Below are 25,756 nucleotides of genomic sequence, written 5' to 3'. Positions count from 1 at the left end.
AACTCCGGCCCGGAGACCGATCATGACTGCCACCGTCCGCCTCACCATGGCGCAGGCGCTGACGCGCTACCTCGCGGCGCAGATGACCGAGATCGACGGGCAGCGCCTGCCGATCTTCGGGGGCGTCTGGGCGATCTTCGGCCATGGCAATGTCGCGGGTCTGGGCGAGGCGCTCTGGCACGAGCGCGAGCGCCTGCCGACCTTCCGCGCCCATAACGAGCAGGCGATGGCGCATGCTGCCATCGCCTATGCCAAGGCGAATATGCGCCGCCGCTTCATGGCCGCGACCACCTCGATCGGCCCCGGCGCGACCAATCTCGTCACAGCCGCGGCACTCGCCCATGTCAACCGCCTGCCGGTGCTGCTGCTGCCCGGCGATGTCTTTGCCAATCGCATTCCCGATCCCGTCCTCCAGCAGGTCGAGGATTTCGGCGACGGCACCGTTTCGGCAAACGACTGCTTCCGTCCCGTCTCGCGCTATTTCGACCGCATCACCCGGCCCGAGCAGATCATCTCCGCGCTTTCCCGCGCCATGCAGGTGCTGACCGACCCGGCCGAATGCGGCCCCGTCACCCTCGCGCTCTGCCAGGACGTGCAGGCGGAAGCCTATGACTATCCCGAGAGCTTCTTCACTGAGCGCCTCTGGACGCCGCGCCGCCCGCGCCCCGACCGCGACGAACTGAAGGCGGCCGTGGATGCATTGAAAGCGGCGAGGAAGCCACTGATCGTCGCGGGTGGTGGCGCGCTCTATTCCGGCGCCAGCGACGAGTTGGCCCGCTTCTCGGCCGCGACCGGCATCCCGGTCTGCGAGACGCAAGGCGGCAAATCCGCCCTGCCGGACGACAATGCGCTCAACATGGCCGCTGTTGGTGTTACCGGCACGGCGGCCGCCAATCGCCTCGCAGCCGAGGCGGATCTCGTCCTGGCCATCGGCACGCGGCTTCAGGATTTCACCACCGGCTCATGGGCGCTGTTCAGCGCCCAGCAGAAGACGATCATCGGCCTCAACGTCCAGCCCTTCGACGCCGGCAAGCACCGCGCTTTGCCGCTCATCGCCGATGCCCGCGAGGGTCTGGCCGAGCTGACCGAGGCTATCGGCGGCTGGAAGGCGCCCGAGAGTTGGACGGCCGACGCCAAGGCGGGCAAGGCCGCCTGGCGCAAGGAGGCGGACAAGGCGACCGCCGCCAGCAACGCCGCCCTGCCCTCGGACGCGCAGGTCATCGGCGCGGTGCAGCGCGCGCTCGGTCCGGAGGTGATCCTGCTCCATGCGGCGGGCGGCCTGCCCGGCGAATTGCACAAGCTCTGGCAGGCCGGCGCGCCCGGCTCCTACCATGCCGAGTACGGCTATTCCTGCATGGGCTACGAGATCGCTGGCGGGCTCGGCGCCAAGATGGCGCGGCCCGACAAGGAGGTCGTCGTCATGGTCGGCGACGGCTCCTACCTCATGCTCAACTCCGAGATCGCGACCTCAGTGATGCTGGGGCTGAAGCTCAGCATCGTCCTGCTCGACAATCGCGGCTTCGGCTGCATCAACCGCCTGCAGAACGCGACCGGCAGCGAGAGCTTCAACAACCTGCTCAAGGATACCCGGCACGAGACGCTGCCGGAGATCGACTTCGTCGCTCACGCCGCCAGCATGGGCGCGATCGCGACCAAGGCGGCCTCGATCGCCGAGCTTGAAGCCGCTTTGGCGCAAGCGAAAGCAAATACCCGCACCACTGTCGTCGTCATCGACACCGACCCGCTGATCTCGACCGGCTCCGGCGGGGCCTGGTGGGATGTAGCCGTGCCGGAGGTCAGCGAGCGCGTTGAGGTCCGCACGGCGCGGGCGAACTACGAGACGCAGCGCAAGCGTCAGCACATCGGCAACTGAAGCCGTTCCCTTAGGCGAGAAAGACCCTGACATGATCCGCATCGGCGCGAACCCCATCGGCTGGTCGAATGACGACATGCTGGAGATCGGCGGCGACATCCCGCTCGAGACCTGCCTGAAGGAAGCCCGCGAAGCCGGCTTCACCGGCATGGAGCTCGGCAACAAGTTCCCGCGCGAGGCCGCCAGGCTGAAGCCGATCCTCGACGCCCATGGCCACGCGCTGGTCTCCGGCTGGTATTCGACCGAGCTGCTCGTCCGCGACGTCGCCGCCGAGATGGAGGCGGTGAGGGCCCATGCGACGCTGCTGCGCGACATGGGCTGCTCGGTGCTGATCGCGGCCGAGACCTCGAACGCGATCCATTCCGACATCACCAAGCCGCTCTCGGCCCGCCCCGTCCTGCCCAAGGCTCGCTGGGACGATTTCGGCGCGCGTTACACCAATTTCGCCGAGGCGGTGAAGACCGAGTACGGCCTGCAGCTCGTCTATCACCACCATATGGGCACGGTGGTGCAGACCGAGGCCGAAATCGACCGGTTCATGGGCGTCACCGGCCCGACTGTGGGCCTCCTGCTCGACACCGGCCACGCCACCTGGGGTGGCGGCGATCCCGCCCGCCTCGCCCGCCACTGGAAGGCGCGCATCCACCACGTCCACTGCAAGGATATCCGCGAGGAGGTGATGTGGCGCTCCAATCGCGAGGACTGGTCCTTCCTCGAATCGGTCCTCGCAGGCGTCTACACCGTGCCGGGCGACGGGCTGATCGACTATGTCCGCGTGCTGAGAGAGCTGTGGGACTATTCCGGCTGGATCGTGGTCGAGGCGGAGCAGGACCCGAAGAAGGCCGAGCCCGCGGCTTACGCCAAGCTCGGACACGCCAACCTGACGCGCTTCATCAAGGAAGCGGGATTGGCCTGAACGGAGAAACGCGATGTCCCATCTCAAGGTCAGGCCGAACGGCACCCACGGCCGCGTCACTCACGTCACGCCGGACAATGCCGGCTGGACCTATGTCGGCTTCGATCTGCATCGCCTCAAGCCGGGCGAGACCGTCTCCGCCCCGACCGGCAATCGCGAGACTTGCCTCGTCTTCGTCACCGGCAAGGGCAAGGCCGCGGTCGGTGGCAAGGATCTCGGCGAGCTCGGCCAGCGCATGAGCCCTTTCGAGGGCAAGCCCTGGTCGGTCTATGTCCCGCAGGATTCGGATTGGTCGGTCACCGCCACCACCGATCTCGAACTCGCGGTCTGCACGGCTCCCGGCCTGAAAGGTGGCTTGCCCGTTCGCGTCATCAAGCCGGACGATCTCGGCCAGGAGGTGCGTGGCAAGGGTTCCAATACCCGCCACGTCACCAACATCCTGCCGGAAAACGAGCCGGCGGATTCACTGCTCGTCGTCGAGGTCATCACCCCGGCCGGCAACACTTCGAGCTACCCGCCGCACAAGCACGACCGGGACGACCTGCCGCAGGAATCCTATCTCGAAGAGACCTATTATCATCGTCTCAACCCGCCGCAGGGCTTCGGCTTCCAGCGCGTCTACACGGATGACCGCAGCCTCGACGAGGCTTTTGCCGTCGAGGACGGCGATGTCGTGCTGGTGCCGAAGGGCTATCACCCCTGCGCCACCTGCCACGGTTATGACCTCTACTATCTCAACGTCATGGCCGGCCCGAAGCGGACCTGGAAGTTCCACAACGCCGCCGAGCATGAGTGGCTGCTGAAGAGCTGACCGCCAAAATCCTGCGGGCGCCGGAGCGCGTTTCAGGCGCCCGCCCGGGCCCCTTCCGCCATCCGGCTCATCGATTGCACTTGTAGACCGTGCCCGATGTGTCCGGCCCCTTCCACTTGATGTCGGCGGCGCTGGAGACGACATGGCTGCCGCCCATCTCCGCCCCCCTGATCTTCAGGCGCGTCACGATCGTATCGCGCGCCGTATCGGCGAGCAGCACCGAATGCAGATCGGACTTGCCGTCGATCACGCCGAGCTTGGTGCAGCCCTCCACGACGCCCTGCGTATCCGTGACCACGACGGCGCTGCTGCGCGAGGTGTGATAGGCGCAAGCTCCCAGAAACAAAGCCGGCAGAAGAAGGAAGAAACGCGGTATCGGCATGGTCCGGGCTGTCCTGATCGGTTTGAGCACCATGTTCCGCCGCTGTCGCGCAAATGCAAGCCCAGATCTGCGCATGCCCCTTCAGGTTCCTTCACCAACTCGGCATTCGCTCAATCTGAGCGGGATTGTGCGGCTATTGAATGATTTCGGCTGTGCGAACTTTAACGCAAGACCTGCCTTATTCTTGACCTGCGCCAACGCCTGCTCTTAAGTCCGCACAGGCCAATGGGAGGCTGAAAAGGGATATAATATGCGTAGCATTTTGATCGTCGGCGCGATGGCCGCTCTCCTCGCCGGTTGCCAGACCGCGCAGGAGTCCATGGCTGACGCCGAAGTCACCTGTGAATCTCAGGGCTTCCGCCCCGGCACCCGCGCCTATCAGCAGTGCCGTTCGGCGAATTACGTTGAGAACCGTCGCGCCTCGAACGAGGCCGGCAGCGCCGTTGCAGCGGGCGTGGCCGCGGGTGTCGTCGGCGGCGCCATCGCCGCCAGCGCCGACCGTGGCTATTACCGGGGCTACGGTTATTACGGCCCGCGCCGCTACTGGTGGTGAACATAAGGCGGAGCCTCCTTGCGGAAGGCGCCGCTTTTCGAGTTTGCGAGCCCTGCGGCGCCCAGCGCCGCAGGGCTTTCTCTTGGGTGCTTCCTCATTCGTGGCTGCGTGCGCCTCAGCGCCGTGCGGACCGCTTCCGAGCCGGCGCCGCAGGCGGCTCCTTCACGGAGGCCGAAATCAGCAGCGAGCCGATCACGTAGACGGCAAGCCCGAGCCCGACCAGAGCCGCCATCGGCTCGCGCTCGGCCCGCTTGACCAGCATGCGCCCGCCCCTGTCGGCGTATTCACGCGCCCGTGACGCATAGTCGCCCGCGCGATCCACATAGTCGTCGGCAACCTCGCGGCGAGCGCCCAGCCAGTTGCTGCCGGCCTTCAAGGCACGGTTGCCGGCTTCCGCGACATCGGAGCCGTAGTCATTGAGCCAGCCACGCACCCGGCCATAATCGGGCTGATACCGCTCCCAACGCGAGACAGGCCGGCTGCGCAGCGTCGCCCAGGCGATCAGCCCGACGCTCAGGGCGCCAAGCCCGATCATGGCGAGCGGATGCCGCTCCACCGTCCGCACCACCGCTTGCCCGCCTTCGCGGACCGTCTCGATCGGGTCGGCCTCGTCCCAGGCTTCTTTCGCCCGCTCATAGCCGTCCTTCACGGTCTCGCTCGCCTTGTCGGCCATGTCCGCCGCCTTGCCGCGCAGCGTTCTCACCGCGGTTTCCGCCTGATCCTGAGCTTCCTCGGCGTTATCCGGCACATCCGGCGGAAATTTGTTGGCCATCGCCATGGCGGTCTCTCCGTTCCTGAAAGGGACATGGCCATGGAACGACAGACGGAGCAGCTGTGTTCCCGCTGACTTGCGAAAAGACAGCCGACGCAAAAAGCCATGGGTCATGATTCTTCGCTGTTCGGCCATAACCCCGTCATGTTTGGATGCGATCTCCCAGGGAACAGGGGCAATCAACGAGAAGGAGACGCTATATGCACGTTCAGCACCTCCAGATCGCACATCCCTCGGTTCTCTCTGATCCGGAATGGATCGCGCTGGAAAGCATTGAAGAACAGACCCAGCATTTCATCTTCGACGATACGATGCTGCTCGCCTTGCGCGATCGCGGGCTCGTCGAGTCGGATGGGGTCGCCTGGCGCGTCACGCAAACCGGTCAGCGGCGCCTGAGCGAGCGCCACTGAGCTTCCGGCCGGTCGCCGGGCTCATTCGCGCTCGTCTCTCAGGATTATTCTGTCGATAATCACGCCCGCCTTCCGGCGGGCTTTTCGACGGCGCTGGAAAATCTCCGGCGCCGTCGCCATGTCTGGCTGCAGCTAGAGCAATTCCAGCAGAAGTGCATAGCGGTTCTGCGTCCGGAATTGCGTCAAAACAAAGAGATAGAGCACTTCCGCTCCGCTGCTCGTCGAGGCGCCATGGGCAAACCCGTCTCCATCACCATCTCGCATGATCTCGGTCGCGAGGCTGCGCTCAACCGCCTGCGCAGCGGGATCGACCGCATCCGCGACAGGCTCGGCATGGTCAGGATGCAGCTCGTCGAGGAGCACTGGGAGGGCGACAGCCTGCATTTCGGCGTCGGCGCGCTCGGCCACACCGTCCATGGCCGCGTCGAGGTCGAAGAGCGTCTCATCCGCGTCGAGGTGACGCTGCCCTGGATGCTCTCCGTCTTTGCCGAGAAGCTGAAGATCGGGGTCGAGAAGCAGGGCCAGATCCTGCTCGAGAAACCCAAGGCGTAAGAGTCTGACTCAAAAATCCCCGAGCCCTCATCCTGAGGAGCCATTCCGCCAGGAATGGCGTCTCGAGGGATGTTCCAGGAGGCTCCGGAGACATCTGGACCATCCTTCGAGACGGCCCTGCGGGCCTCCTCAGGATGAGGGCTCGCATTTTCGGTCAGGCTCTAAGACTGATCGTTATCCGGCGCTTGCACTGCGGCCACCCGGCGGCTGACGTCGCGCCCATGGGTCACGCCGAAGAGGCAGAAAATTCGCCATGGCAAGCCCAAAAAGACGTACGTCTTTCGGTTGAAATCGACGACCTCAGTCCCCATGCTCCGAAACGTTCCAACATTTTCGATTTCTTGACGTTTCGGATTCGGGAGACCCATGCATCACGGCCCGCTGATCGCCATCATCGTCGCGGGCCTCGGCCTTGCTTTCGTCTTCGGGGCGCTTGCCCAACGGCTACGGATCTCCCCCCTCGTCGGTTACCTCGTCGCTGGCGTCGCCGTCGGCCCCTTCACGCCCGGTTTCGTCGCCGACCAGAACCTCGCCAATGAGCTCGCCGAGATCGGCGTCATCCTGTTGATGTTCGGAGTGGGTCTGCATTTCTCGCTCAAAGACCTGCTGTCGGTGAAGGCGATCGCCGTGCCCGGCGCCGTCGTCCAGATCGGCATCGCGACGCTGCTCGGCCTCGGGCTCGGCACCATGCTCGGCTGGAGCTGGTTCTCCGGCGCGGTCTTCGGCCTCGCCCTCTCCACCGCCTCGACCGTCGTGCTGCTGCGCGCGCTGCAGGAGCGCCGGATGGTCCAGACCGAGCGCGGCCGCATCGCGGTCGGCTGGCTGATCGTCGAGGACATCGCCATGGTGCTGGCGCTGGTGCTGCTGCCAGTGCTGGCGGAGATCATAAATGGCGGCTCGGCGCCAAGCCTGGGCGCGCCGCTGGCAACCCGCTTCGACCTCGGCGTCTGGGGCGTGCTCGGCCTGACCTTCGCCAAGCTGATCGGCTTCCTCGCCTTCATGCTCGTCGTCGGGCGGCGCGTCATCCCCTGGGTGCTGCACTGGGTCGCCCATACCGGCTCGCGCGAGCTCTTCCGCCTCGCCGTTCTCGCCGTCGCGCTCGGCGTCGCCTATTCGGCCGCGACGCTGTTCGGCGTCTCCTTCGCGCTTGGCGCCTTCTTCGCCGGCATGATCCTGTCGGAGTCGCCGCTCTCGCAGCGCGCCGCCGAGGAAACGCTGCCGCTGCGCGACGCCTTCGCGGTGCTGTTCTTCGTCTCGGTCGGCATGCTCTTCGACCCCGGCATCATCCTGCGGGCACCGGGCCCGCTGGTCGCGACGCTCGCCATCATCCTGATCGGCAAATCCGCCGCCGCCTGGCTGATCGTGCGCGCCTTCGGCCGCTCGAACGCGGTCGCGCTCACCATCTCGGCCTCCCTCGCGCAGATCGGCGAGTTCTCGTTCATCCTGGCCGGGCTCGGCACCGCGCTCGGAATCCTGCCCGCCCAGGGCCGCGATCTGATCCTCGCCGGCGCGATCCTCTCGATCCTGCTCAACCCGGTGATGTTCGCGCTGGCCGAGCGCCTGGCCTCGGAACCGCCCGCAGTGGCGAAGCCGAAGCCCGTCTCTGCCCCAGCCGAGCCGGTTGCGTCCGAAAAGGCCGAGGCCCCTGTTCCCCAGCCCGAGACGCCGCCAGAGCGCGACATCACCCCCACCAGCCTCAACGATCACATTGTCGTGGTCGGCTACGGCCGGGTCGGCAGTCTGCTCGGTGCCGGCCTGCTCGCCCAAGGCGCGAAGCTGCTGGTCATCGAGGACAATCCGGATGCGGTCGAGATCGCGAAGCGCGACGGCGCCGAGCTGCTCGTTGGCAATGCGGCCGATCCCGAGGTACTGTCCGCTGCCGGGATAGGCCGCGCCATCCGCCTCTTCGTCGCCATACCCGGCAGCTTCGAGGCCGGCCAGGTCTGCGAGCAGGCGCGGGCCGAGAATCCGACGCTGCCGATCGTGGCCCGCGCCCATTCCGACGCGGAAGTCGCCCATCTCACCAAATGCGGCGCGACGCTGACGATCATGGGCGAGGCCGAGATCGCCCGCGCCATGCTGGGCCTGTGCCAGAACCTCGCCGGCACGGCCAAGCCCGAGGCCGAAGCGGAAACGAAGCCTGCGGCGCCCGAAATGCAGGCCGACGAGGCATCACCAGCCGAAGCGGCCGCGCCCCACGTGCTGAAGCCGCGCAAACCGGCGCCGGAGAACCCCTCGGAGGATCCGCCGGCCGCCGCGTGAAACAGAAAGGGCGGGACACGCCATGCGCCCCGCCCCTCTTGTCTCGAGCTCTCGTATTGAAAGCGGTTCAGCCGGCCAGCTCGAAGCGAATGTCCTGCGCGCCTTCCCATAGGGTCTTGCGGCCGAGCGCGTAGAGGTTCTCAAGGCCCGAGGTCAGGGTGAGGAAATGGTTGCCGGAGAGGACGCCGGCCTTGCTGGCGAACTGCACGCCGCCATAGGCGAGCAGGATCTCGGTTTCGCTGACGCCGCCCGGATAGAGGATGATCTGGCCCGGAGCCGGATAGGCGGTGTTGTTCTCGTAGCCGACGCCGAAATCGAGATCGCCGAGCGGCATCCACACGCCCTCGCCGCTCCAGCGCACATGCACGATCTTGCTGGCGAAGGGCAGGTGCCGCAGGAAGGCGGCGCAGGTCTTCGGCGCGGCCTCGAGCTCGAGCTTCGCGTCGAAGGTATAGGGGCCGGCGGTGACGATCAGCTTGCTGCTCATGGAAAATCCCTGTCCTTCTGAAAACGGGTCCCGCACCGGTGAATGACATTTCGCCTCACCCTCGCGCAAGCGCGCTCCCCGGAACAAGTGAGACGCCGGAACGCGAAGAATTTCCGATGGCCAGGCTTCAGCCGATCGCCTCCCTGAGATCGAGCGTCCCCGTCATGCCGATCGCGGCATAGTTGCGCTTCAGCCAGCGCTTGGCCGCCATACGGCCCATGTCGCGCAGCCGCAGCAGGAACGACCATTCGGCGTTCATCCGCGACGAGGAGGTCAGCTCCGCCAGCGGCGGGCCCCCGTCGATCCGGTGCATCAGCACGCGCTTGTACTCGTCGCGCGGCAGCTTGCCGGCGTCGATGAGCCGGTTGACGAAGTCGATCGCGCGCAATTCGCGCAGTGTCGAGGCGTTGAAGGTGATCTCGTTGATCCGGTCCTGGATCTCGCGCGCCTTGGTCGGCAGCTCCTTGCGCTGGACCGGGTTGATCTGCACCAGCAGGATGTCGTCGCAATGAGCCTTGTAGAACAGCGGGTACAGCGCCGGGTTGCCCATGTAGCCGCCGTCCCAATAGGCTTCGCCATCGATCTCCACCGCCTGGAAAACCATCGGCAGGCAGGCTGAGGCCATCACATGGTCCGGAGTGAGCTGGCCGCCTTCGAACACTGCGATCTTGCCGGTGCGGACATTGGTGGCGGCGATGAAGAGCTTCACCGCGTCGCAGGCCCGGACCTTCTTGAAATCGATCAGGTCGGCGATCACGCCACGCAGCGGGTTGATGTTGAGCGGATTGACGTCATAGGGGCTCGCCACCTTCGCGAACATCTCGAAGAACAGCAGGCCGGGCGGCGTGCCGTTACGCCCCCAGGCGCCGAGCATCGTGTCCAGCAGCGGGCGCTCCGAGCCACGATACTTGCCGTCGACGCTGATCGCGCGCCAGAAGGCTTCCAGCTTGGCGCGGGCGCCGTCGGCGCCGCCGTCGATCCAGCCCTCTGCCAGAACGACGGCATTCATCGCGCCGGCGCTGGTGCCGGTGAGCGCCTCGATGCCGAGCCGCCCATCCTCCAGGATGACGTCGAGCACGCCCCAGGTGAAGGCGCCATGCGCGCCTCCGCCCTGCAGGGCCAGCGAGACCGTCTTTTCCGCCTTCGGCCCGGCCATCCCCTTGACCGGCTCGGCCTTGCGGGAGGGGCGCCCGCTCACGCGGCGGTCCAGCCGCCATCCATCGGCAGCGTCGCCCCGGTGATCGACTTGGCGCCGTCGGTGCAGAGGAAGACGGCGAGCGCCGCGACCTGCTCGACCGTGACGAATTCCTTGGTCGGTTGGGCATCGAGCAGCACGTCGTTGATGACCTGCTCCCTGGTGAGGCCGCGCGCCTTCATCGTATCGGGAATCTGCTTCTCGACCAGCGGCGTCCAGACATAGCCGGGGGCGATGGCGTTGACGGTGATGCCCTTGGTCGCGACCTCCAGCGCCACCGTCTTGGTGAGGCCTGCGATGCCGTGCTTGGCCGCGACATAGGCCGACTTGAACGGCGAGGCGACGAAGGCATGCGCCGAGGCCGTGTTGATGATGCGGCCCCAGCCCTTCTCCTTCATCTTCGGCAGAGCAGCGTGGATCGTATGGAAGGCCGAGGACAGGTTGATCGCGATGATCTGGTCCCACTTCTCCGGCGGAAACTCGTCGATGGGCGAGACAAACTGGATGCCGGCATTGTTGATCAGAATGTCGATGGCACCGAAGGCCTTCTCGCCATCGGCGATGAAGCCGGCGATCTCGGCGGGCTTCGTCATGTCTGCGGCTGAGAACAGCACCTTGACGCCGAACTCCTTCTCCAGATCGGTGCGCAGCTTCTCTGCATCGGCTGGCGGCAGAATACCGTTGATGACGAGGTTGGCACCTTCGGCAGCAAGTGCACGGGCGTAGGCCAGGCCGATGCCGGAGGTCGAGCCGGTAATGGCGGCAGTACGGTCTTTGAGGAACATGAGCGTCAAGGCCCCTGACAATCGAGGAGAAAATGCTTAGGTTCGGGCATGAACGTGGCAATGCCGCAACGACAGGCGCCCGCAGGTTGCCCGATGACTCTTTGCAACGCAACATGACGAAAATGCAGTCAAACACGCATATGCATGACGACCTTGTGCACCACACACATGGCGAGAATTGTCGCCATGCCGAGGATCACCGTCGCCATGCCGCTGAGGCGCTGGCCCGCGCCGAGCGGATCTGCCGCGAGCGCGGCCTGCGCCTGACGCCGATCCGACGGCAGGCGCTGGAAGCGCTCCAAGCAGATCATCGTCCGGTCGGCGCCTATGATCTCGCCGATCGGATTTCGCCGGCCGGCGGGCGGCGCCTCGCCCCGATCTCGATCTACCGCGCGCTCGATTTTCTCGTCGAGCAGGGCTTTGTCCACCGGCTGTCCTCGAAGAACGCCTATATCGCCTGCCTGCACGGCCATGGTGCGAACGAGGTCGTCGCCTTCCTGATCTGCGAGGTCTGTGGCGGCGTCGACGAGGATTCCTCGCCCGCGATGAAGAAAGCAGTGGCGGCCATCGCCGAAACCCGGCAATTCTCGCCCTCCCATCAGATGGTCGAGATCGTCGGCCGCTGCGAGCATTGCCGGAACGCCGCTTCGTCATGAGCCTTTTCATGGTCACCGACAGCCTCTAGAGCAGCCCGCATGAATGAGCGCGCCTTCTCCCATCTGACGCCGGAACGCGCCGGTCCGCTCGCCCGGCAGCTCACCGTGCCGGTCAAGGTCGGCAACGTCACCGTCGGCGGTGGCGCGCCGATCGTCGTGCAGTCGATGACCAACACCGACACGGCCGATATCGCCGCCACGGTGACCCAGGTCGCAGCGCTCGCCCGGCAGGGTTCGGAGCTGGTGCGCATCACCGTCGACCGCGACGAAGCCGCGGCTGCCGTGCCGAAGATCCGGGAGCGGCTCGATCGCATCGGCGTCGATGTGCCGCTCGTCGGCGACTTCCACTATATCGGCCACAAGCTGCTCGCCGATCACCCGGCCTGTGCCGAGGCGCTGGCGAAATACCGGATCAACCCCGGCAATGTCGGCTTCAAGGACAAGAAGGACAAGCAGTTCGCCCAGATCGTCGAGATGGCGATCCGGCACGGCAAGCCCGTGCGCATCGGCGCCAATTGGGGCTCGCTCGACCAGGAGTTGCTGACGGCGCTGATGGACGAGAACGCGCGCTCGCCGCGGCCGCTCGATGCCCGCGCCATCATGCGTGAGGCGATGGTTCAGTCCGCCCTGCTCTCGGCCGAACGCGCCGAGGAACTCGGCCTTGCCCGCGAGTTCATCATCCTCTCCGCCAAGGTCTCCGGCGTGCAGGACCTGATCACGGTCTATCGCATGCTGGCGAGCCGGGCGAACTACGCCATCCATCTCGGCCTGACCGAGGCCGGCATGGGCTCGAAGGGCATCGTCGCCTCCTCCGCCGCGCTCGGCATCCTGCTGCAGGAGGGCATTGGCGACACGATCCGCTATTCGCTGACGCCGGAACCGGGCGGCGACCGCACGCTCGAGGTCAAGACGGCGCAGGAGCTGCTCCAGACCATGGGTTTCCGCGCCTTCGTGCCGCTCGTCGCCGCTTGCCCCGGCTGCGGGCGCACGACTTCGACCGTGTTTCAGGAGCTCGCCCGCGACATCCAGAACTGGATTTCGAGCTCCATGCCGGAATGGAAGACGCGCTACCCCGGCGTCGAAAACCTCAACGTCGCGGTGATGGGTTGCATCGTCAACGGCCCCGGCGAGTCGAAGCATGCCGATATCGGCATCTCGCTTCCCGGCACCGGCGAGGCGCCGACCGCCCCGGTCTTCGTCGACGGCAAGAAGGTCGCAACCCTGCGCGGCACCGGCATTGCGGAGGAGTTCAAGGCCATGGTCGCGAGCTATGTCGAGCGGCGCTTTGGCGCCGGGCTCGGCGCCGCCAACTGATCCCTGCCTTTGCGCGCCGTTCGCATTATGCTAGAGGCCCCGGCCTTTCGCTGCACCGCAGCGCGTGCGGAGATCCCTGATGGGGCATGAAAACCCGAATCCTGCGACCGTCCGGCCGGAGGATTCCCGCTTCGGACTCGACGACGGCCGAGGCCAAGCCGTCAGCCATGGACACGGCAAGTCCGGTTACGCCGCGCTGGCCCTTGGCGCTCTGGGTGTCGTCTACGGCGATATCGGCACGAGTCCGCTCTATGCGCTCCGCGAAACGATCCTCGCCGCGACCGGCGGGCAAGAAAACGTCACCGTTCCGCCCACCGTCGTCATCGGCGTTCTTTCGCTGATCCTCTGGTCGCTCGTCGTCGTCGTGACGCTGAAATACGTCGTGCTGCTGATGCGGGCCGACAACAATGGCGAAGGCGGCATCCTGACTCTCGTCGCGCTCGCCCAGCGCAGCCTCGGCCGGGCACGCAGCCACATGGCGCTGCTGCTCGGCATGATCGGCGCCGGCCTGTTCTACGGCGACACCGTCATCACGCCAGCGATCTCGGTGCTCTCGGCGATCGAGGGCGTCAAGCTGATCACCCCGGCGCTCGACGACTATATCCTCTGGATCGCCTCGGTTATCCTGATCGGGCTTTTCGTGATGCAGAGCCACGGCACCCATCGCGTCGCGACCTTCTTCGGCCCGATCATGCTGATCTGGTTCCTGACGCTGGCCGGCCTCGGCGTCTACCATATCGCCGACGATCTCAGCGTCTTCCGCTCGATCAACCCCTATTACGCGCTGCTGTTCTTCCGTGACCACGCCGGCGTCGCGCTCGCCGTGCTCGGTTCCGTCTGTCTGGCCGTGACGGGTGCCGAAGCACTCTATGCCGATATGGGCCATTTCGGCCGCGGCCCGATCCGCGGCGCCTGGCTCTACGTCGTCTTCCCGGCGCTGTGGCTCAACTATCTCGGCCAGGGTGCGCTGATCCTCGCTGACCCCAGCGCCATCGACAACCCGTTCTACCGGCTCGCGCCGGAGGGGCTGCTGCTGCCCTTCGTGGTCATGGCGACGGTAGCGACCATCATCGCCAGCCAATCGGTCATCACCGGCGCCTTCTCGTTGACGCGGCAGGCAATCCAGCTCGGCCTGCTGCCGCGCATGGAAATCCGCCACACCTCCGAGCAGACCTCGGGCCAGATCTATGTGCCGCGCGTCAACCTGCTGCTGCTCGTCGTCGTGCTGATCCTCGTCTGGTCGTTCCGCACCTCGTCGAGCCTGTCGCACGCCTACGGCATCTCGGTCTTCGGCACGATGGTGGTCTCCTCGCTGCTCGCCGCCATCGTCATCCGCCGGCACTGGGGCTGGAGCCTGACCGCCACCACGGCGCTCATCCTGCCCTTCCTGCTGGTCGACGTCTCCTTCTTCTCGGCCAACATGCTGAAGCTCTTCCACGGCGGCTATGTGCCGGTGCTGCTCGCCATGGCGCTGACGCTGGTGATGTGGACCTGGATGCGCGGCACCAAGATTCTGTTCGACAAGACCCGCAAGACCGACGTGCCGCTGCTCGAGCTCGTCACCATGCTGTCGAAGAGCCCGCCGGTCCGGGTGAAGGGCATGGCCGTCTTCCTGACCAGCGACCCCGAGACCGCGCCGGCCTCGCTGCTGCACAACCTCAAGCACAACAAGGTCCTGCACGAGCGCAACGTCATCCTGACCGTGCGCTCGGCCGATACCCCGCGTGTGCCCGAGGAAGAGCGCGTGCGCCTCGCCCGCATCACCGACGACTTCTGGCGGGTGGACATGGTCTATGGCTACATGGAGAGCCCGAACGTGCCCAAGGGCCTCGCCATGCTGCGCAAGCAGGGCTTCAAGTTCGACATCATGTCGACCTCGTTCTTCCTGTCGCGCCGCTCGATCAAGCCCTCGCCGCAATCCGGCATGCCGGTCTGGCAGGACAATCTCTTCATCGGCCTGACCAAGAGCGCGACCGACGCGACGAGCTTCTTCCAGATCCCGACCGGCCGCGTCGTCGAGGTCGGTACCCAGGTCACGGTCTAAAGAAGCCCGACACCTGCAAGACGTCATGCTCGGGCTTGCCCCGAGCATCTCGGGACGAGAGGGCGCGGGGAACCCCTCTCCTGTAAGGAGAGGGGCAGGGGTGAGGTGTAGGCCGCTCGACCAGTGGAGCACCACCTCAGCAGCGCAGCCACCACCTCACAGCAACTCCGGTTAGCGGCCTTCCCCTCACCCTGCCCTCTCCCTATGGGGGAGGGTTCCCCGCGCCTTTCCTTCTAGAGATACGGGTCGAGCCCGAGCATGACGCGCCTCTGCAGGCTCAATCCAGCCGTGCCGAGGCGGCTTCCTCCGGCACATGCCGCACGCGCTCGCGGTAGAGCAAATAGAGCCCGGAGGCGATGACGATCCCGGCGCCGGCGAAGGTCCAGCGATCGGGCCATTGGCCGAAGACGAGCCAGCCGAGCAGCACCATCCAGACGATCTGCGAATAGATGAAGGGCGCAAGAACCGTCGCTGGTGCCAGCCGGTGCGCCAGGATCAAGAGCCAGTGGCCGAAGCCGCCAAGCGCGCCGACCGCGAACATCAGCAACCAGGGCAGCAGCCCCTGCGGCGTCTCCCAGATCCAGGGCAGCAGCGGAATGGTGGCGAGCGTTCCGGCCGCGCCCGAATAGATCATCGTGGTTTCCGATGAATCATGGCCGGACAGCACCCGCGTCGAGAGCGCGTAGAAGGCGAAGCAGAAGCAGCCGAGCACGCTGAGCAGCGCAGCCGGGTGCATGCCGCCGACGCCTGGCCGCGTCACCACCAGCACGCCGAGGAAGCCGACAGCGATCGCCGCCAGCCGGCGCGGCCCCGGCCATTCGCCGAGCAGCGGCCCCGAGACCAGCGCAACCAGCAGCGGCGCCGCAAACATGATCGAAATCGTCTCGGCGAGTTGGAGATAGCGCAACGCGATGAAGTTCAGCGCGGTCGAGCCGAGCAGGAGCAGCGAACGCCCCCATTGCAGCCAGGGGCGCTTGGTCCTGAGCACGCCGGGATGCGTCCATGGATTGATCAGGGCGAGGACCAGGATCATGCTGCCGGCGTAGCGCGCGAACACCACCTGCAGCGGGTTCATCGACTGTCCCAGCCATTTCGCGCTGGCATCGAGCATCGAGAACAGCAGGACGGCCACGCCCATCAGGCCGATGGCCGCGAGCCGGGCCCGACCCGCTTCGGAAGAGGCCTCGGATGGCAGGGGCACGTCCGATTTCGCCATGCTTTGGAGGAATGACGAAACCAGATTGAACCGATTTAGAAGCCTTTGCCAGTGCAGGAGCGCATGCGCTCCATGCAGAAATCAGGCGTCGCTATCGGCCTCGTCGATATCGGTATCCGGATCGTCGTGATCGGCACCGGCCTTGGACAGGCCCTTCGCGGCCTTGCGCAGCAGCTTGCGCAGTTGCTTGCGCTCCTTGCCGTCAAGCTTGTCGAGAAGCTCCTCCTCGACATCGTTCCAGACGGCATCGAGCTCGACCGCGGTCTTCTGCCCGGCTTCGGTGAGGGCGACCTGGACCAGCCGGCCGTCGCGGTTGCCGCCTTCACGCGTCACCAGCCCCTGCAGCGACAGCCGCCCGATCGTCTTCGACACGGTCGGCGGCTTCACGCGCAAGAGCGAGGCGAGCTCGCCCATGGTCATCGGTGCCGGCTGCAACGCCTTCAGCGCCTGCTCCTGCCCCGGAAACAGGCCGAGCCCATTCAGTCTCTCGCCCATCCGCGACCGATGCAGCCGGGCGGTGACGAGCAGGGCACGGCCGACGCTTTTCTCGATTGCCTTGGTCATAGGTCGATCCTTCGGGCCGATCCTTGGACGGATAAGCAGACGCTTCGCCGGCTGCGTAGTCGCGCGCCAACATGACAGAGAGATGACAATCCGACGTCAGAGCTAAAAGACCGCCAGCTTTGTGGCGACTTTTTGCAGGAACACCTCCCGGCTCTCCGCAGTCGAGAGATTCATCTCGTAATGGGCGAGGTAAGTCGTGCGCGCCAGCGGATGGCAAACTGCGCGCAGCGCCCGGCAAACAGCCTTGCGTGGCGGGTCGCCCATCAGGAAGGCGCGCCAGCGCGAGCCGCCATAGCTCGTCACCGCCGCGAGCCGGCGAATATTGTGGAGCGCCGGCTGAGCCTTGCCGTCCACCATCTTGAACGAGACGCCAGGCAGGAAGACCCGGTCGAGGAAACCCTTCAGGATCGCCGGGTAGCCGAAGTTCCAGACGGGGAAGCAGAGCACCAGGGCTTCGGCCGCCCGGACGCGCTCGACATAGCCGGCAACCGGCAATGTGTTGCTGGCTGTGTCGTGATAGCCGCGGCGCTCCCCGCAGCTCAGCACGGGGTCGAAACCATCAGCATAGAGGTCGCAGTCATCGACCTCGTGCCCCGCCTGCTTCAGCGTCGCGACCACCGTCTGATGGACCGCTGCGCCGAAGCTCTCCGGAACCGGATGAGCATAGAGCACGAGAACGCGCATTGCTGAGGCTCCGAGAGCGGACTGTTTTTGATGGAACCACAACGTCATCCCGGACAAGCCGCGTCAGCGGCGCCGATCCGGGATCCATCATAGAGTTACGGCGTCCTTCGATGGATCCCGGGTCAAGCCCGGGATGACGGCACGGTTCCGTGCGAAACCAACCTGCTCTTAGCCGACGCCGGCCTCAGTGAGGCTGCGGAACAGGAAGGTCTTGCCCGAGTGGTAATCGTAAGCAGGATCCTCCCAGGCGATCATCTTGCCGGGATTGAGCAGGCCCTGTGGATCGGCCTCGCGCTTGAAGGCGAGCTGGGTCTCGTCGGTCTGCTTCATGCCGCCCTCCTCCAGCGTGTAGCGATGCGGATTGAAGATCGGCGCGCCCATCTCCTCATGGATCGCGATGATCTCCTCCAGCCGCTCCTCGGAGGTGAAACGGATCAGCGGCAGGCCGAAGCAGGTGATCTTGCCGTCGAAGCGGACGAATTCGAGATGGCAGGTCACCTCGTCGCCGAAGCGGGCATGGATCTTGTCGACCAGCTCGACCTGGTTCGGGAAGGGATAGAGCACCTGCAGATAGGTGATCGCCGGGTCGACGCGCAGCGCCCTCAGCGTCGTGTGGTTCCAGCCGAGCTCATAGGCTGGCGGCAGGCCCTTGGCGTCCTCCGGCGCAAGCTTGTCGGTGCGCAGCAGCAGCTCCGCCCCCTTGAAGCGCCGCGCATAGGCGCAGAGCGCGTCGACTGCGAAATCGGCCGCCATGACGATGACGAGATGGCTGTCGCGCGGCAGGAACTTGCGATGGCGCAGGAAGTAGTCGTGCGGGGCGGGCGCGGCGACGACGCAGAGGTTCTTGAGCGCGAGCCCGTCCTGCTCGCCGACCGCATTGGCGAACTCGGTTGCAGCGCGCAGGCTCTCGAAGCCGATGATGACGTCGACCCAATCATAGGCCGGCCCGAGCGGCATCTCGACTTCGGTGATGATGCCGTTGGTGCCATAGGCATGGGCGACCTTGTGCAGGTCCTCGCCCGCGAATTCGAGGATGCGCGGGCTTTTCTCCATCGTCGCGACCTTGAGCCGGATGATGTTGCCCCAGTCACGCAGGCCGCCCCATTTGATCGAGCCGACGCCGCCGGACCCGCCGGCGATGAAGCCGCCGATCGAGGCCGTCTGGTAGGTCGAGGGGTGCAGGCGCAGCTCCTGCCGCGAATGGCTCCGCGTCTCGTCGTCGATCCGGGCCATGATCGCGCCGGGCTCGGCGATGTAGCGGCCGGCGGCGATCTCCTTGACCTTGTTGAAGCCGGAAAGATCGAGCAGCACGCCGCCAGAGAGCGGCATTGCCTGCCCGTAATTGCCCGTGCCCGTGCCACGCGGCGTGACGGGAATGCCGAGCTCATGGCAGGCGGCGAGGACCTGCAGAACCTCCGCCTCGCTCGTCGGCGAGACGACGATGTCGGCGACGACATGGTCGAGCTGGCGCTTCAGCACCGGCGAGTACCAGAAGAAGTCGCGGCTCTTCTGCTTCACCAGCGCCGGATTTTCCTCGGTGCGGATGCCACTGATGCGGGTCTTCAGCGTGGCGATGTCGTAGCGGGTCGTCATGCAGAGTGTTCCTGTGACGTCATGCTCGCCCTTGTGGCGAGCATCCACGTCTTGAACACCGCAGGCGACGGAGGAAGACGTGGATGGTCGGCACAAGGCCGACCATGACGGGAAAGGTCATGGTGGAAAAGATCGTCACGTCGCGTTCGCCATCAGATGGTCGAGTTCGCGGTAATCCGGCAAGGTCCGGTCGATCGGCTTACCCGCGACCAGCACGCTGCGGTCGGCCTGCGGCCGGGAGAAGAGTTCGGTCCAGTCGCGCGCCCGCGTCAGGATGAGGTCGGCCGGCGCGCCAACGGCGATGACGCCGGCATTCCACAGGCCCATAGCCTCAGCGGGGGTGCGCGCCACGGCACAAGCCCAATCCGGCCCGGAATGGTCGAGCTGGAGGATGCGCGTGCCCTCGCGCAGCACCTCGACGAGGTCGAGATCGCCATAGGCGTAGAACGGGTCGCGCGTATTGTCGGAGGCGATCATCACCGGCACGCCTGCCGCCTTGAGCTCATGCAGCGCGGTGACACCCCGCCAGCGCGGCGTACGACCCCGCTGCCGATCCTGCAGATACATGTTGCATAGCGGCAGCGAGACCACGGCGATGCCGGCCTCGCGCAGCTTGGCGACGATGCGCGCCTCGTCCTCCGGCGCCTGCAGGCTGAATGAGCAGCAATGCCCGCACAGGATGCGGCCTGTAAAGCGATGGCGCAGTGCCGCATCCGCGATGTGCTCGAGCGAACGCGCCGCTGGATCGTTCGTCTCGTCGACATGGAAATCGAGGTCGAAGCCGTTCTCGATCGCCGCCTGGAACAGGATGTCGAGCGCACGGTCGAGCTCCGGGATCATATAGGTGACGCAGCCGAGCAGGCGGTCGCCATGCGCCTTCACCGCTGCAATCACCGCGGCCATATGGGCCGGATCGAGCGCGGCGTCGGCCCCGAACAGCGGCGAGGCCTGCAGCGCGATGCGCCCGGCCCATTCCGCCCGGATCTCGGCATAAACCGGCCAGGAAATGCCGATCTGCTTGCCGAGTGAATCGATATGGGTGCGCAGCGCCGCCGTGCCGTGGGCGAAGGCGGTGCGCAGCGAGAAGCCCATCCGCGTGCGAACGTCTTCAGCTGACCAGTTCGCCTCGCGATCGGCCGCGACAGTCGCAAGCGCGCCCGGAAAGGTGCCGTCCGGGTTGGGGCTGCGCGGCCAGATATGACCCTTGTCGATATGGGTGTGGCAATCGACCAGCCGTGGCAGCACCATGCCGCCGTCGAGATCGAGCGTCGGCATCGCCCCCGCAGTCAGCGCGCCGGCCGGCTCGATCGCCTCGATCCGGCCATCGGCGATGGCGAGATTCACGCGCGCCAGCCCACGGCGATCGGCCGGGATGTCGCTGCCCTCGATCAGGCAGGCAGGGACACGCAGATCAGTGAGGCGGAAGGCCGGAGCGTCGGGCAGACGGGCGAAACCTCTCGTCACGTTGTCCTTGCCCCTTCCGTTCATGGCCGCCTGGGTTCGTCGATACCGGGCTGCCCCCAAGCCCGCAAGCCACGCCTACCGTTCCTCCCCCGCCGATGGCGCCTGTGGGCATGCCGCCGCCGCATTCGGGCTTGTCCGGGCCGGCCGGATCGCGCATGAGGGCGGCATGATCACCAAGGACGAGGTCGGATCATGACCGGAGAAGCCCGCATCATCGACGGCAAGGCCGCCGCCGCCGCGCTCAGGGCCGAGATCGGCCGCGAGGTCGCTGCGATCAAGGCCGCGCGCGGGGTCGTGCCGGGGCTGCATGTCGTCCTCGTCGGCGAAGACCCGGCGAGCAAGGTCTATGTCGCTTCGAAGGAAAAGCTCGCCGTCGAAGTCGGCATGAACTCGGTCGCCCACCGGCTGCCGACTGAGACCACCGAAGCGGAACTCCTCGCCAAGCTGGCCGAGCTGAACGCCGACGACAGCGTCGACGGCATCCTCGTCCAGCTGCCGCTGCCGAAGCATATCGACACCGGCCGCGTCATCGACGCCATCGATCCCGCCAAGGATGTCGATGGGCTTCACCCGATCAATGCCGGCCTGCTCGCGGGCGGCAAGAACGGCCTCGTGCCTTGCACGCCGCTTGGCTGCATGCTCCTGCTGAGGCAGGCCCTGCCCTCGCTGTCGGGGCTCGACGCGGTAGTGATCGGCCGCTCGGAATTGGTCGGCCGCCCGGTCGCGCAATTGCTGCTGCAGGCCGACTGCACCGTCACCATCGCCCATTCGCGCACGCGCGATCTACCTGGCGTCGTCCGCCGTGCCGACATCGTCGTCGCCGCCGTCGGCCGCCCGCGCATGGTCAAGGGCGATTGGATCAAGCCCGGTGCGACCGTGATCGATGTCGGCATCAACCGCCTGCCCGACGGCAAGCTCACCGGCGACGTCGATTTCACTGATGCCGCGAAGGTCGCGGGCGCCATCACCCCGGTCCCGGGCGGCGTCGGCCCGATGACCATCGCCTGCCTGCTCAAGAACACGCTGACGGCCTTCCACGCCCGGCGGGGATAGCCCTTCAATCGCAGCGATCGTCGCTCACGGGCAGGCACGCCGTAGATCCTCGACCGCGGCACGGAGAGCCGGAAGGTCGTCGACAACGATTGACCAGATCAGCGCTGGATCGACGCGCCAATACTCGTGCCTGATCCTGTTGCCGATCGCACGGACATCATTCCAGGCAATGTCTGGCCGCATTGCGAGCAAGACATCGGGAAGATGCCGCACGGCTTCGGAAATGATTTCGAGCGACCGCTCCGTGCCCCGCTGCAGAAAAAGCGATGCCGCGAACGATGTTCGGGTATGGCCGACAAGCTCATGTTCAATGAGCGCGATCGCGTCGAGGATTTCCTCAAGGACGACATCGCTTCGACGCGCCATCAGAAGACTTGGATCGCTTCCCGTTCGATCTGCGCCCGGAGCTTGGGATGCAGGCTCGATCGCGTTGTCAGATCGATGGCGACACCGAGTTCCTCCGTCAGGTAGCGCTGCATTCCGACGAGATCGAGCAGCGAGAATTTCCGGCCAGGATCGACATCAATGAAAATGTCGATGTCGCTGTCCTCTCTTGCCTCGTCGCGAGCGGTCGACCCATAGACGAATGCCGCCTGTGCGCCACGATCGCGCAAGACCTTGGCACGGCAGACCAACTCGGCGGTGGCTTCGTCACGGGTCATGGCACCGATCCTAGCATCGGATCGCCTTGCGACCAAAGGCGGAGCGAGCCGGAACAATCATTGCGTTCAGCATGGTCGAATTCGACCCGACGGTATTGGGACGAGAAGATACCCAGTCCCGTCACGCGATTCCCGGGTCGAAGCCAGGCTTCGCCCGAGAATGACGTTGTGGCTCACTCACATATGGATCGGGCGCTTGTCGACCGCGAGCGCGGCTTCCTTGACCGCCTCGGCCAGCGTCGGATGCGCGTGGCAGGTCCGGGCGAGATCCTCGGCCGAGCCACCGAACTCCATCAGCACCGTGACCTCGGCGATCAGGTCGCCGGCATGCGGACCGATGATGTGGCAGCCGAGCACGCGATCGGTCTTGGCATCGGCGAGGAACTTCACGAAGCCGTCGGTGTGGCGGATGGCGCGGGCGCGACCGTTCGCGGTGAACGGGAACTTGCCGACCTTGTACTCGACACCGGCTGCCTTCAGCTCCTCCTCGGTCTTGCCGATCGCTGCGACTTCCGGCGCCGTGTAGACGATGCCCGGAATGGCGTCATAGTTCACATGGCCATGCTTGCCGGCGATGATCTCGGCGACCGCAACGCCCTCGTCCTCTGCCTTGTGCGCCAGCATCGGCCCGCGCACCACGTCGCCGATGGCGTAAATGCCCGGGACATTGGTCTTGAAGTGGTCGTCGATGACGACACTGCCCCGCTCGGTGGCGACGCCGGCCTTGTCGAGGCCGAGGCCATCGGTGTTCGGGCGACGGCCGATCGCGACCAGCACGATGTCGGCGTTGAGCGTCCGGGCCTCGCCACCGGCGGTGGGCGCGACGGTGACGATCGCACCGCCCTTCTTGGCCACATCGACCTTGGTGACCTTGGAGCCGAGCTGGAAGGTGAAGCCCTGCTTCTCCAGGATGCGCTGGAATTGCTTGGCGACCTCGCTGTCCATGCCGGGCAGGATGCGGTCGAGGAACTCGACGACGGTGACCTTGGCGCCAAGCCGGCTCCAGACCGAACCGATCTCGAGGCCGATCACGCCGGCGCCGACCACGATGAGCTCCTTCGGAACCGCGCCGATCTCGAGCGCGCCGGTCGAGGTCACGACCGTCTTCTCGTCGATCTCGACGCCCGGCAGCGGCGCCGATTCCGAGCCGGTGGCGATGACGATGTTCTTCGCCTCCAGCTCCTGCATCTTGCCGTCCTCGGCCGTGACGACGACCTTGCCGGCGGCCGGGATCGAAGCCGTGCCGTGGAAGGCCTCGATCTTGTTCTTCTTGAACAGGAAGGCGACGCCATTGACGTTGGCGTCGATGGTCTCCTGCTTGTGCGCCATCATCGCCTTGAGGTCGAGCTTCGGCTTGCCGACGACGACGCCGAGCTTCTCGAAGGTGTGGCCGGCTTCCTCGAACATCTCGGAGGCGTGCAGCAGCGCCTTGGACGGAATGCAGCCGACGTTCAGGCAGGTACCGCCATGCGTCTTGCGCTTCTCGACCACCGCGACCTTCAAGCCGAGCTGGGCGGCCCGGATAGCGCAGACATAGCCTCCGGGGCCGGTTCCAATGACGACGAGATCGTAGGCCATGACGTCCTTCCGCTGATCGGCTTAAGGCCGCGGGCGAACGCCGCGGCGGATGGCGGCCGGCATACATCGGTTCTGCGCCAAGCGCTACGCCATTCCTGTGTTGACTGCATGCCGTGGCGCTTGCTGCGACTCAATGAGCGGCGCTTACTGCGCCAACACAAGAAAAGGACGAAACGCCATTCGCTGAAACTCTCTGCAGATCAGCCCGCTGGAGGGGCACGCCGTCATGTGGAATCAGGTTTATGATCCATTCGGCAACAGCGTTCTGTCGACGCTCGCAGCCGCGCTACCCGTCGTCGTTCTGCTCGGTCTCATCGCATCCAACGCCGTCAAGGCGCATATCGCTGCCGTCATCGCGCTCATCGTCGCCAATCTGGTCGCGATCTTCATCTTCACCATGCCGGCCGGGATGTCCCTGCGCGCCACGGTGCTCGGCGCCGTCACCGGCTTCTTCCCGATCGGCTGGATCGTGCTCAACGTCATCTTCCTCTACCGGCTGACGGTCGAGAAAGGCGCCTTCAGGATCCTGCAGACCACGATCGGCAGCGTCACCGACGACCGGCGCATCCAGCTCCTGCTGATCGCCTTCGCCTTCGGCGCCTTCTTCGAAGGCGCATCTGGCTTCGGTACACCGGTCGCAGTCACCGGTGCGATCCTGATCGGGCTGGGCTTCTCGCCGCTGGCGGCCTCGGGCCTCTCGCTCATCGCCAACACGGCGCCCGTCGCCTATGGCGCGCTCGGCACGCCGATCCAGGGTCTGAGCCAGGTCACCGGTATCGATCCGTTCCTGCTCGGCGCCATGGTCGGGCGGCAATTGCCTTTCTTCTCCGTGCTGGTGCCGTTCTGGCTGATCTGTGTCTTCGCCGGCTGGCGCGGCATGCTGCAGATCTGGCCGGCGGTCCTCGTCACCGGCGTTTCCTTCGCCGTGCCGCAATTCCTGATCTCGAACTTCATCAATCCCTGGATCGTCGATATCGGCGCCTCGCTCATCTCGATGGCCTGCCTGATCGGCTTCCTGCAGATCTGGAAGCCAAGAGAGGTCTGGACCTCACCCAAACTGCGCGGCCACGACGTTTCCGACGACGGCAGCCTGACACAGCCCGCCGCCACGACCAGGCCAAGCTCGTCGCAGGTCTGGATGGCGCTGACGCCCTGGATCATCGTCTGCATCATCCTGCTGATCTGGGGCACGGGCTGGTTCAAGAACCTGGTCAACCCCTGGGCGACCTGGAACTATCCCGTTCCCGATCTGCACAACATGATCAACAAGGTCGCGCCCGTCGCGGCGAAGCCGACGCCGGAAGGAGCCATCTTCTCCTTCACCTGGCTCTCCTATACCGGCTCGGGCATGCTGATCGCGGCGATCATCTCCGGCTTCGCCATGGGCTTCGGCCCGTTCAAGATGGCGCAGGTCTACGGCAGGACGCTGAAACTCTGCGCCTATTCGCTGATCACCATCGCTGCGATGCTGGCGATCGGCACGCTGACCCGGCTTTCGGGCATCGACGCCACGCTCGGCCTCGCCTTCGCCGGAACGGGGGTGCTCTATCCCTTCTTCGGCACACTGCTCGGCTGGTTGGGCGTCGCGCTGACGGGATCTGACACGGCCTCGAACGTGCTCTTCGGCAATCTGCAGAAGGTCACCTCGGAACAGCTCGGCCTCTCGCCGATCCTGATGGGCGCAGCGAACTCCTCCGGCGGCGTGATGGGCAAGATGATCGATGCCCAGTCGATCGTCGTCGCTTCGACGGCGACCGGCTGGTTCGGCCATGAGGGCGTGATCCTGCGCTTCGTCTTCTGGCACTCGATCGTGCTGGCGAGCCTGGTCGGCGGCCTCGTGATGCTGCAGGCCTATGTCCATCCCTTCTCGGCGATGGTGGTAAAATAAGTGCGGCTCCGAGGTGCGGCGGCCCGCGCCGCCGCACGCTCT

At 65.8% G+C, this 25,756-nt stretch carries 25 protein-coding genes; 12 read left to right on the top strand and 13 right to left on the bottom strand.

The window, feature by feature from the left end:
- The first annotated feature begins 22 nt into the window (after nucleotides 1-22).
- Genes iolD through iolB form a run of 3 tightly spaced genes read left to right on the top strand, consistent with a single transcriptional unit; the run spans nucleotide 23 to nucleotide 3,600 of the window.
- Nucleotides 23-1,873 carry a 3D-(3,5/4)-trihydroxycyclohexane-1,2-dione acylhydrolase (decyclizing) gene (gene iolD / locus FQV39_RS25600; protein ID WP_149132858.1) on the top strand — a complete coding sequence of 617 codons (1,851 nt, stop codon included), beginning with the start codon at nucleotides 23-25 and terminating at the stop codon, nucleotides 1,871-1,873.
- Nucleotides 1,874-1,904: 31 nt separating this feature from the next.
- Complete coding sequence (gene iolE / locus FQV39_RS25595; protein WP_149132857.1) at nucleotides 1,905-2,789, top strand: myo-inosose-2 dehydratase; 885 nt, start codon at nucleotides 1,905-1,907, stop codon at nucleotides 2,787-2,789.
- Nucleotides 2,790-2,802: 13 nt separating this feature from the next.
- A complete protein-coding gene (gene iolB, locus FQV39_RS25590) occupies nucleotides 2,803-3,600 on the top strand; it encodes a 5-deoxy-glucuronate isomerase (protein ID WP_149132856.1) in 798 nt (265 codons plus the stop codon).
- 67 nt (nucleotides 3,601-3,667) lie between these two features.
- On the opposite strand, the gene FQV39_RS25585 is transcribed toward iolB, so the two are convergent.
- Nucleotides 3,668-3,982 carry a DUF4156 domain-containing protein gene (locus FQV39_RS25585; protein ID WP_149132855.1) on the bottom strand — a complete coding sequence of 105 codons (315 nt, stop codon included), beginning with the start codon at nucleotides 3,980-3,982 and terminating at the stop codon, nucleotides 3,668-3,670.
- A gap of 250 nt (nucleotides 3,983-4,232) precedes the next feature.
- On the opposite strand from FQV39_RS25585, the gene FQV39_RS25580 reads away from it, so the two are divergent.
- The gene (locus tag FQV39_RS25580) at nucleotides 4,233-4,535 is read left to right on the top strand and encodes a hypothetical protein (protein ID WP_149132854.1); all 303 of its coding nucleotides are present in this window, start codon (nucleotides 4,233-4,235) and stop codon (nucleotides 4,533-4,535) included.
- A 115-nt stretch (nucleotides 4,536-4,650) separates the two neighbouring features.
- On the opposite strand, the gene FQV39_RS25575 is transcribed toward FQV39_RS25580, so the two are convergent.
- Complete coding sequence (locus tag FQV39_RS25575; RefSeq protein WP_149132853.1) at nucleotides 4,651-5,313, bottom strand: hypothetical protein; 663 nt, start codon at nucleotides 5,311-5,313, stop codon at nucleotides 4,651-4,653.
- 194 nt (nucleotides 5,314-5,507) lie between these two features.
- On the opposite strand from FQV39_RS25575, the gene FQV39_RS25570 reads away from it, so the two are divergent.
- From FQV39_RS25570 to FQV39_RS25560, 3 genes are all read left to right on the top strand, one after another.
- Entirely contained in the window at nucleotides 5,508-5,717 is a 210-nt protein-coding gene (locus FQV39_RS25570) for a hypothetical protein (protein WP_149132852.1), read from the top strand.
- A 231-nt stretch (nucleotides 5,718-5,948) separates the two neighbouring features.
- Complete coding sequence (locus tag FQV39_RS25565; RefSeq protein ID WP_149132851.1) at nucleotides 5,949-6,269, top strand: polyhydroxyalkanoic acid system family protein; 321 nt, start codon at nucleotides 5,949-5,951, stop codon at nucleotides 6,267-6,269.
- A gap of 366 nt (nucleotides 6,270-6,635) precedes the next feature.
- Nucleotides 6,636-8,531, top strand: a complete 1,896-nt coding sequence (locus tag FQV39_RS25560) for a cation:proton antiporter domain-containing protein (RefSeq protein ID WP_149132850.1) — start codon at nucleotides 6,636-6,638, stop codon at nucleotides 8,529-8,531.
- Between the two features lie 67 nt (nucleotides 8,532-8,598).
- On the opposite strand, the gene FQV39_RS25555 is transcribed toward FQV39_RS25560, so the two are convergent.
- From FQV39_RS25555 to FQV39_RS25545, 3 genes are all read right to left on the bottom strand, one after another.
- On the bottom strand, nucleotides 8,599-9,018 hold the full coding sequence (locus FQV39_RS25555; RefSeq protein ID WP_149132849.1) for a DUF3830 family protein: 420 nt from the start codon (nucleotides 9,016-9,018) through the stop codon (nucleotides 8,599-8,601).
- A gap of 127 nt (nucleotides 9,019-9,145) precedes the next feature.
- Entirely contained in the window at nucleotides 9,146-10,216 is a 1,071-nt protein-coding gene (locus tag FQV39_RS25550; RefSeq protein ID WP_248313141.1) for a patatin-like phospholipase family protein, read from the bottom strand.
- Nucleotides 10,213-10,998 carry a 3-hydroxybutyrate dehydrogenase gene (locus tag FQV39_RS25545; RefSeq protein ID WP_149132848.1) on the bottom strand — a complete coding sequence of 262 codons (786 nt, stop codon included), beginning with the start codon at nucleotides 10,996-10,998 and terminating at the stop codon, nucleotides 10,213-10,215. The genes FQV39_RS25550 and FQV39_RS25545 overlap by 4 nt, the downstream gene beginning before the upstream one ends.
- 113 nt (nucleotides 10,999-11,111) lie before the next feature.
- On the opposite strand from FQV39_RS25545, the gene FQV39_RS25540 reads away from it, so the two are divergent.
- The 3 genes from FQV39_RS25540 to FQV39_RS25530 all read left to right on the top strand — a co-directional run bounded on the left by FQV39_RS25540 (nucleotide 11,112) and on the right by FQV39_RS25530 (nucleotide 15,012).
- Nucleotides 11,112-11,654 (top strand): Fur family transcriptional regulator, encoded by a 543-nt coding sequence (locus FQV39_RS25540; RefSeq protein ID WP_248313140.1) that lies wholly within the window; start codon nucleotides 11,112-11,114, stop codon nucleotides 11,652-11,654.
- Nucleotides 11,655-11,693: 39 nt separating this feature from the next.
- Nucleotides 11,694-12,968 carry a flavodoxin-dependent (E)-4-hydroxy-3-methylbut-2-enyl-diphosphate synthase gene (gene ispG / locus FQV39_RS25535; RefSeq protein WP_149132847.1) on the top strand — a complete coding sequence of 425 codons (1,275 nt, stop codon included), beginning with the start codon at nucleotides 11,694-11,696 and terminating at the stop codon, nucleotides 12,966-12,968.
- A 79-nt stretch (nucleotides 12,969-13,047) separates the two neighbouring features.
- Entirely contained in the window at nucleotides 13,048-15,012 is a 1,965-nt protein-coding gene (locus FQV39_RS25530; protein ID WP_149132846.1) for a potassium transporter Kup, read from the top strand.
- Nucleotides 15,013-15,289: 277 nt separating this feature from the next.
- On the opposite strand, the gene FQV39_RS25525 is transcribed toward FQV39_RS25530, so the two are convergent.
- From FQV39_RS25525 to FQV39_RS25505, 5 genes are all read right to left on the bottom strand, one after another.
- A complete protein-coding gene (locus FQV39_RS25525; protein ID WP_248313139.1) occupies nucleotides 15,290-16,213 on the bottom strand; it encodes a DMT family transporter in 924 nt (307 codons plus the stop codon).
- A gap of 96 nt (nucleotides 16,214-16,309) precedes the next feature.
- Nucleotides 16,310-16,792 carry a MarR family winged helix-turn-helix transcriptional regulator gene (locus tag FQV39_RS25520; protein ID WP_149132844.1) on the bottom strand — a complete coding sequence of 161 codons (483 nt, stop codon included), beginning with the start codon at nucleotides 16,790-16,792 and terminating at the stop codon, nucleotides 16,310-16,312.
- A 102-nt stretch (nucleotides 16,793-16,894) separates the two neighbouring features.
- Nucleotides 16,895-17,476, bottom strand: a complete 582-nt coding sequence (locus FQV39_RS25515; protein ID WP_149132843.1) for an NAD(P)H-dependent oxidoreductase — start codon at nucleotides 17,474-17,476, stop codon at nucleotides 16,895-16,897.
- 168 nt (nucleotides 17,477-17,644) lie between these two features.
- Nucleotides 17,645-19,069 carry an FAD-binding oxidoreductase gene (locus FQV39_RS25510; RefSeq protein ID WP_149132842.1) on the bottom strand — a complete coding sequence of 475 codons (1,425 nt, stop codon included), beginning with the start codon at nucleotides 19,067-19,069 and terminating at the stop codon, nucleotides 17,645-17,647.
- 135 nt (nucleotides 19,070-19,204) lie between these two features.
- The gene (locus FQV39_RS25505; protein WP_472840662.1) at nucleotides 19,205-20,533 is read right to left on the bottom strand and encodes a cytosine deaminase; all 1,329 of its coding nucleotides are present in this window, start codon (nucleotides 20,531-20,533) and stop codon (nucleotides 19,205-19,207) included.
- Nucleotides 20,534-20,725: 192 nt separating this feature from the next.
- Here FQV39_RS25505 and folD point away from each other — a divergent pair, with 192 nt between their 5' ends.
- Nucleotides 20,726-21,586, top strand: a complete 861-nt coding sequence (gene folD, locus FQV39_RS25500) for a bifunctional methylenetetrahydrofolate dehydrogenase/methenyltetrahydrofolate cyclohydrolase FolD (protein WP_149132840.1) — start codon at nucleotides 20,726-20,728, stop codon at nucleotides 21,584-21,586.
- Nucleotides 21,587-21,610: 24 nt separating this feature from the next.
- Here the strand turns inward: folD and FQV39_RS25495 are convergent, their stop codons facing one another.
- The 3 genes from FQV39_RS25495 to lpdA form a co-directional block, all read right to left on the bottom strand.
- Complete coding sequence (locus FQV39_RS25495) at nucleotides 21,611-21,952, bottom strand: HepT-like ribonuclease domain-containing protein (protein WP_149132839.1); 342 nt, start codon at nucleotides 21,950-21,952, stop codon at nucleotides 21,611-21,613.
- Nucleotides 21,952-22,248, bottom strand: a complete 297-nt coding sequence (locus FQV39_RS25490; RefSeq protein ID WP_149132838.1) for a nucleotidyltransferase family protein — start codon at nucleotides 22,246-22,248, stop codon at nucleotides 21,952-21,954. Before FQV39_RS25490 ends, FQV39_RS25495 begins: the two co-directional genes overlap by 1 nt.
- Nucleotides 22,249-22,425: 177 nt before the next feature.
- Complete coding sequence (lpdA, locus tag FQV39_RS25485) at nucleotides 22,426-23,826, bottom strand: dihydrolipoyl dehydrogenase (RefSeq protein WP_149132837.1); 1,401 nt, start codon at nucleotides 23,824-23,826, stop codon at nucleotides 22,426-22,428.
- 226 nt (nucleotides 23,827-24,052) lie between these two features.
- Here lpdA and FQV39_RS25480 point away from each other — a divergent pair, with 226 nt between their 5' ends.
- The gene (locus FQV39_RS25480; protein ID WP_149132836.1) at nucleotides 24,053-25,714 is read left to right on the top strand and encodes an L-lactate permease; all 1,662 of its coding nucleotides are present in this window, start codon (nucleotides 24,053-24,055) and stop codon (nucleotides 25,712-25,714) included.
- Nucleotides 25,715-25,756 lie beyond the last annotated feature (42 nt).

The organism is Bosea sp. F3-2, assembly GCF_008253865.1.
GTDB lineage: Bacteria > Pseudomonadota > Alphaproteobacteria > Rhizobiales > Beijerinckiaceae > Allobosea.
Note: the sequence above shows the minus strand (reverse complement) of the source record. Positions and strands in the feature narration are given on the sequence as shown.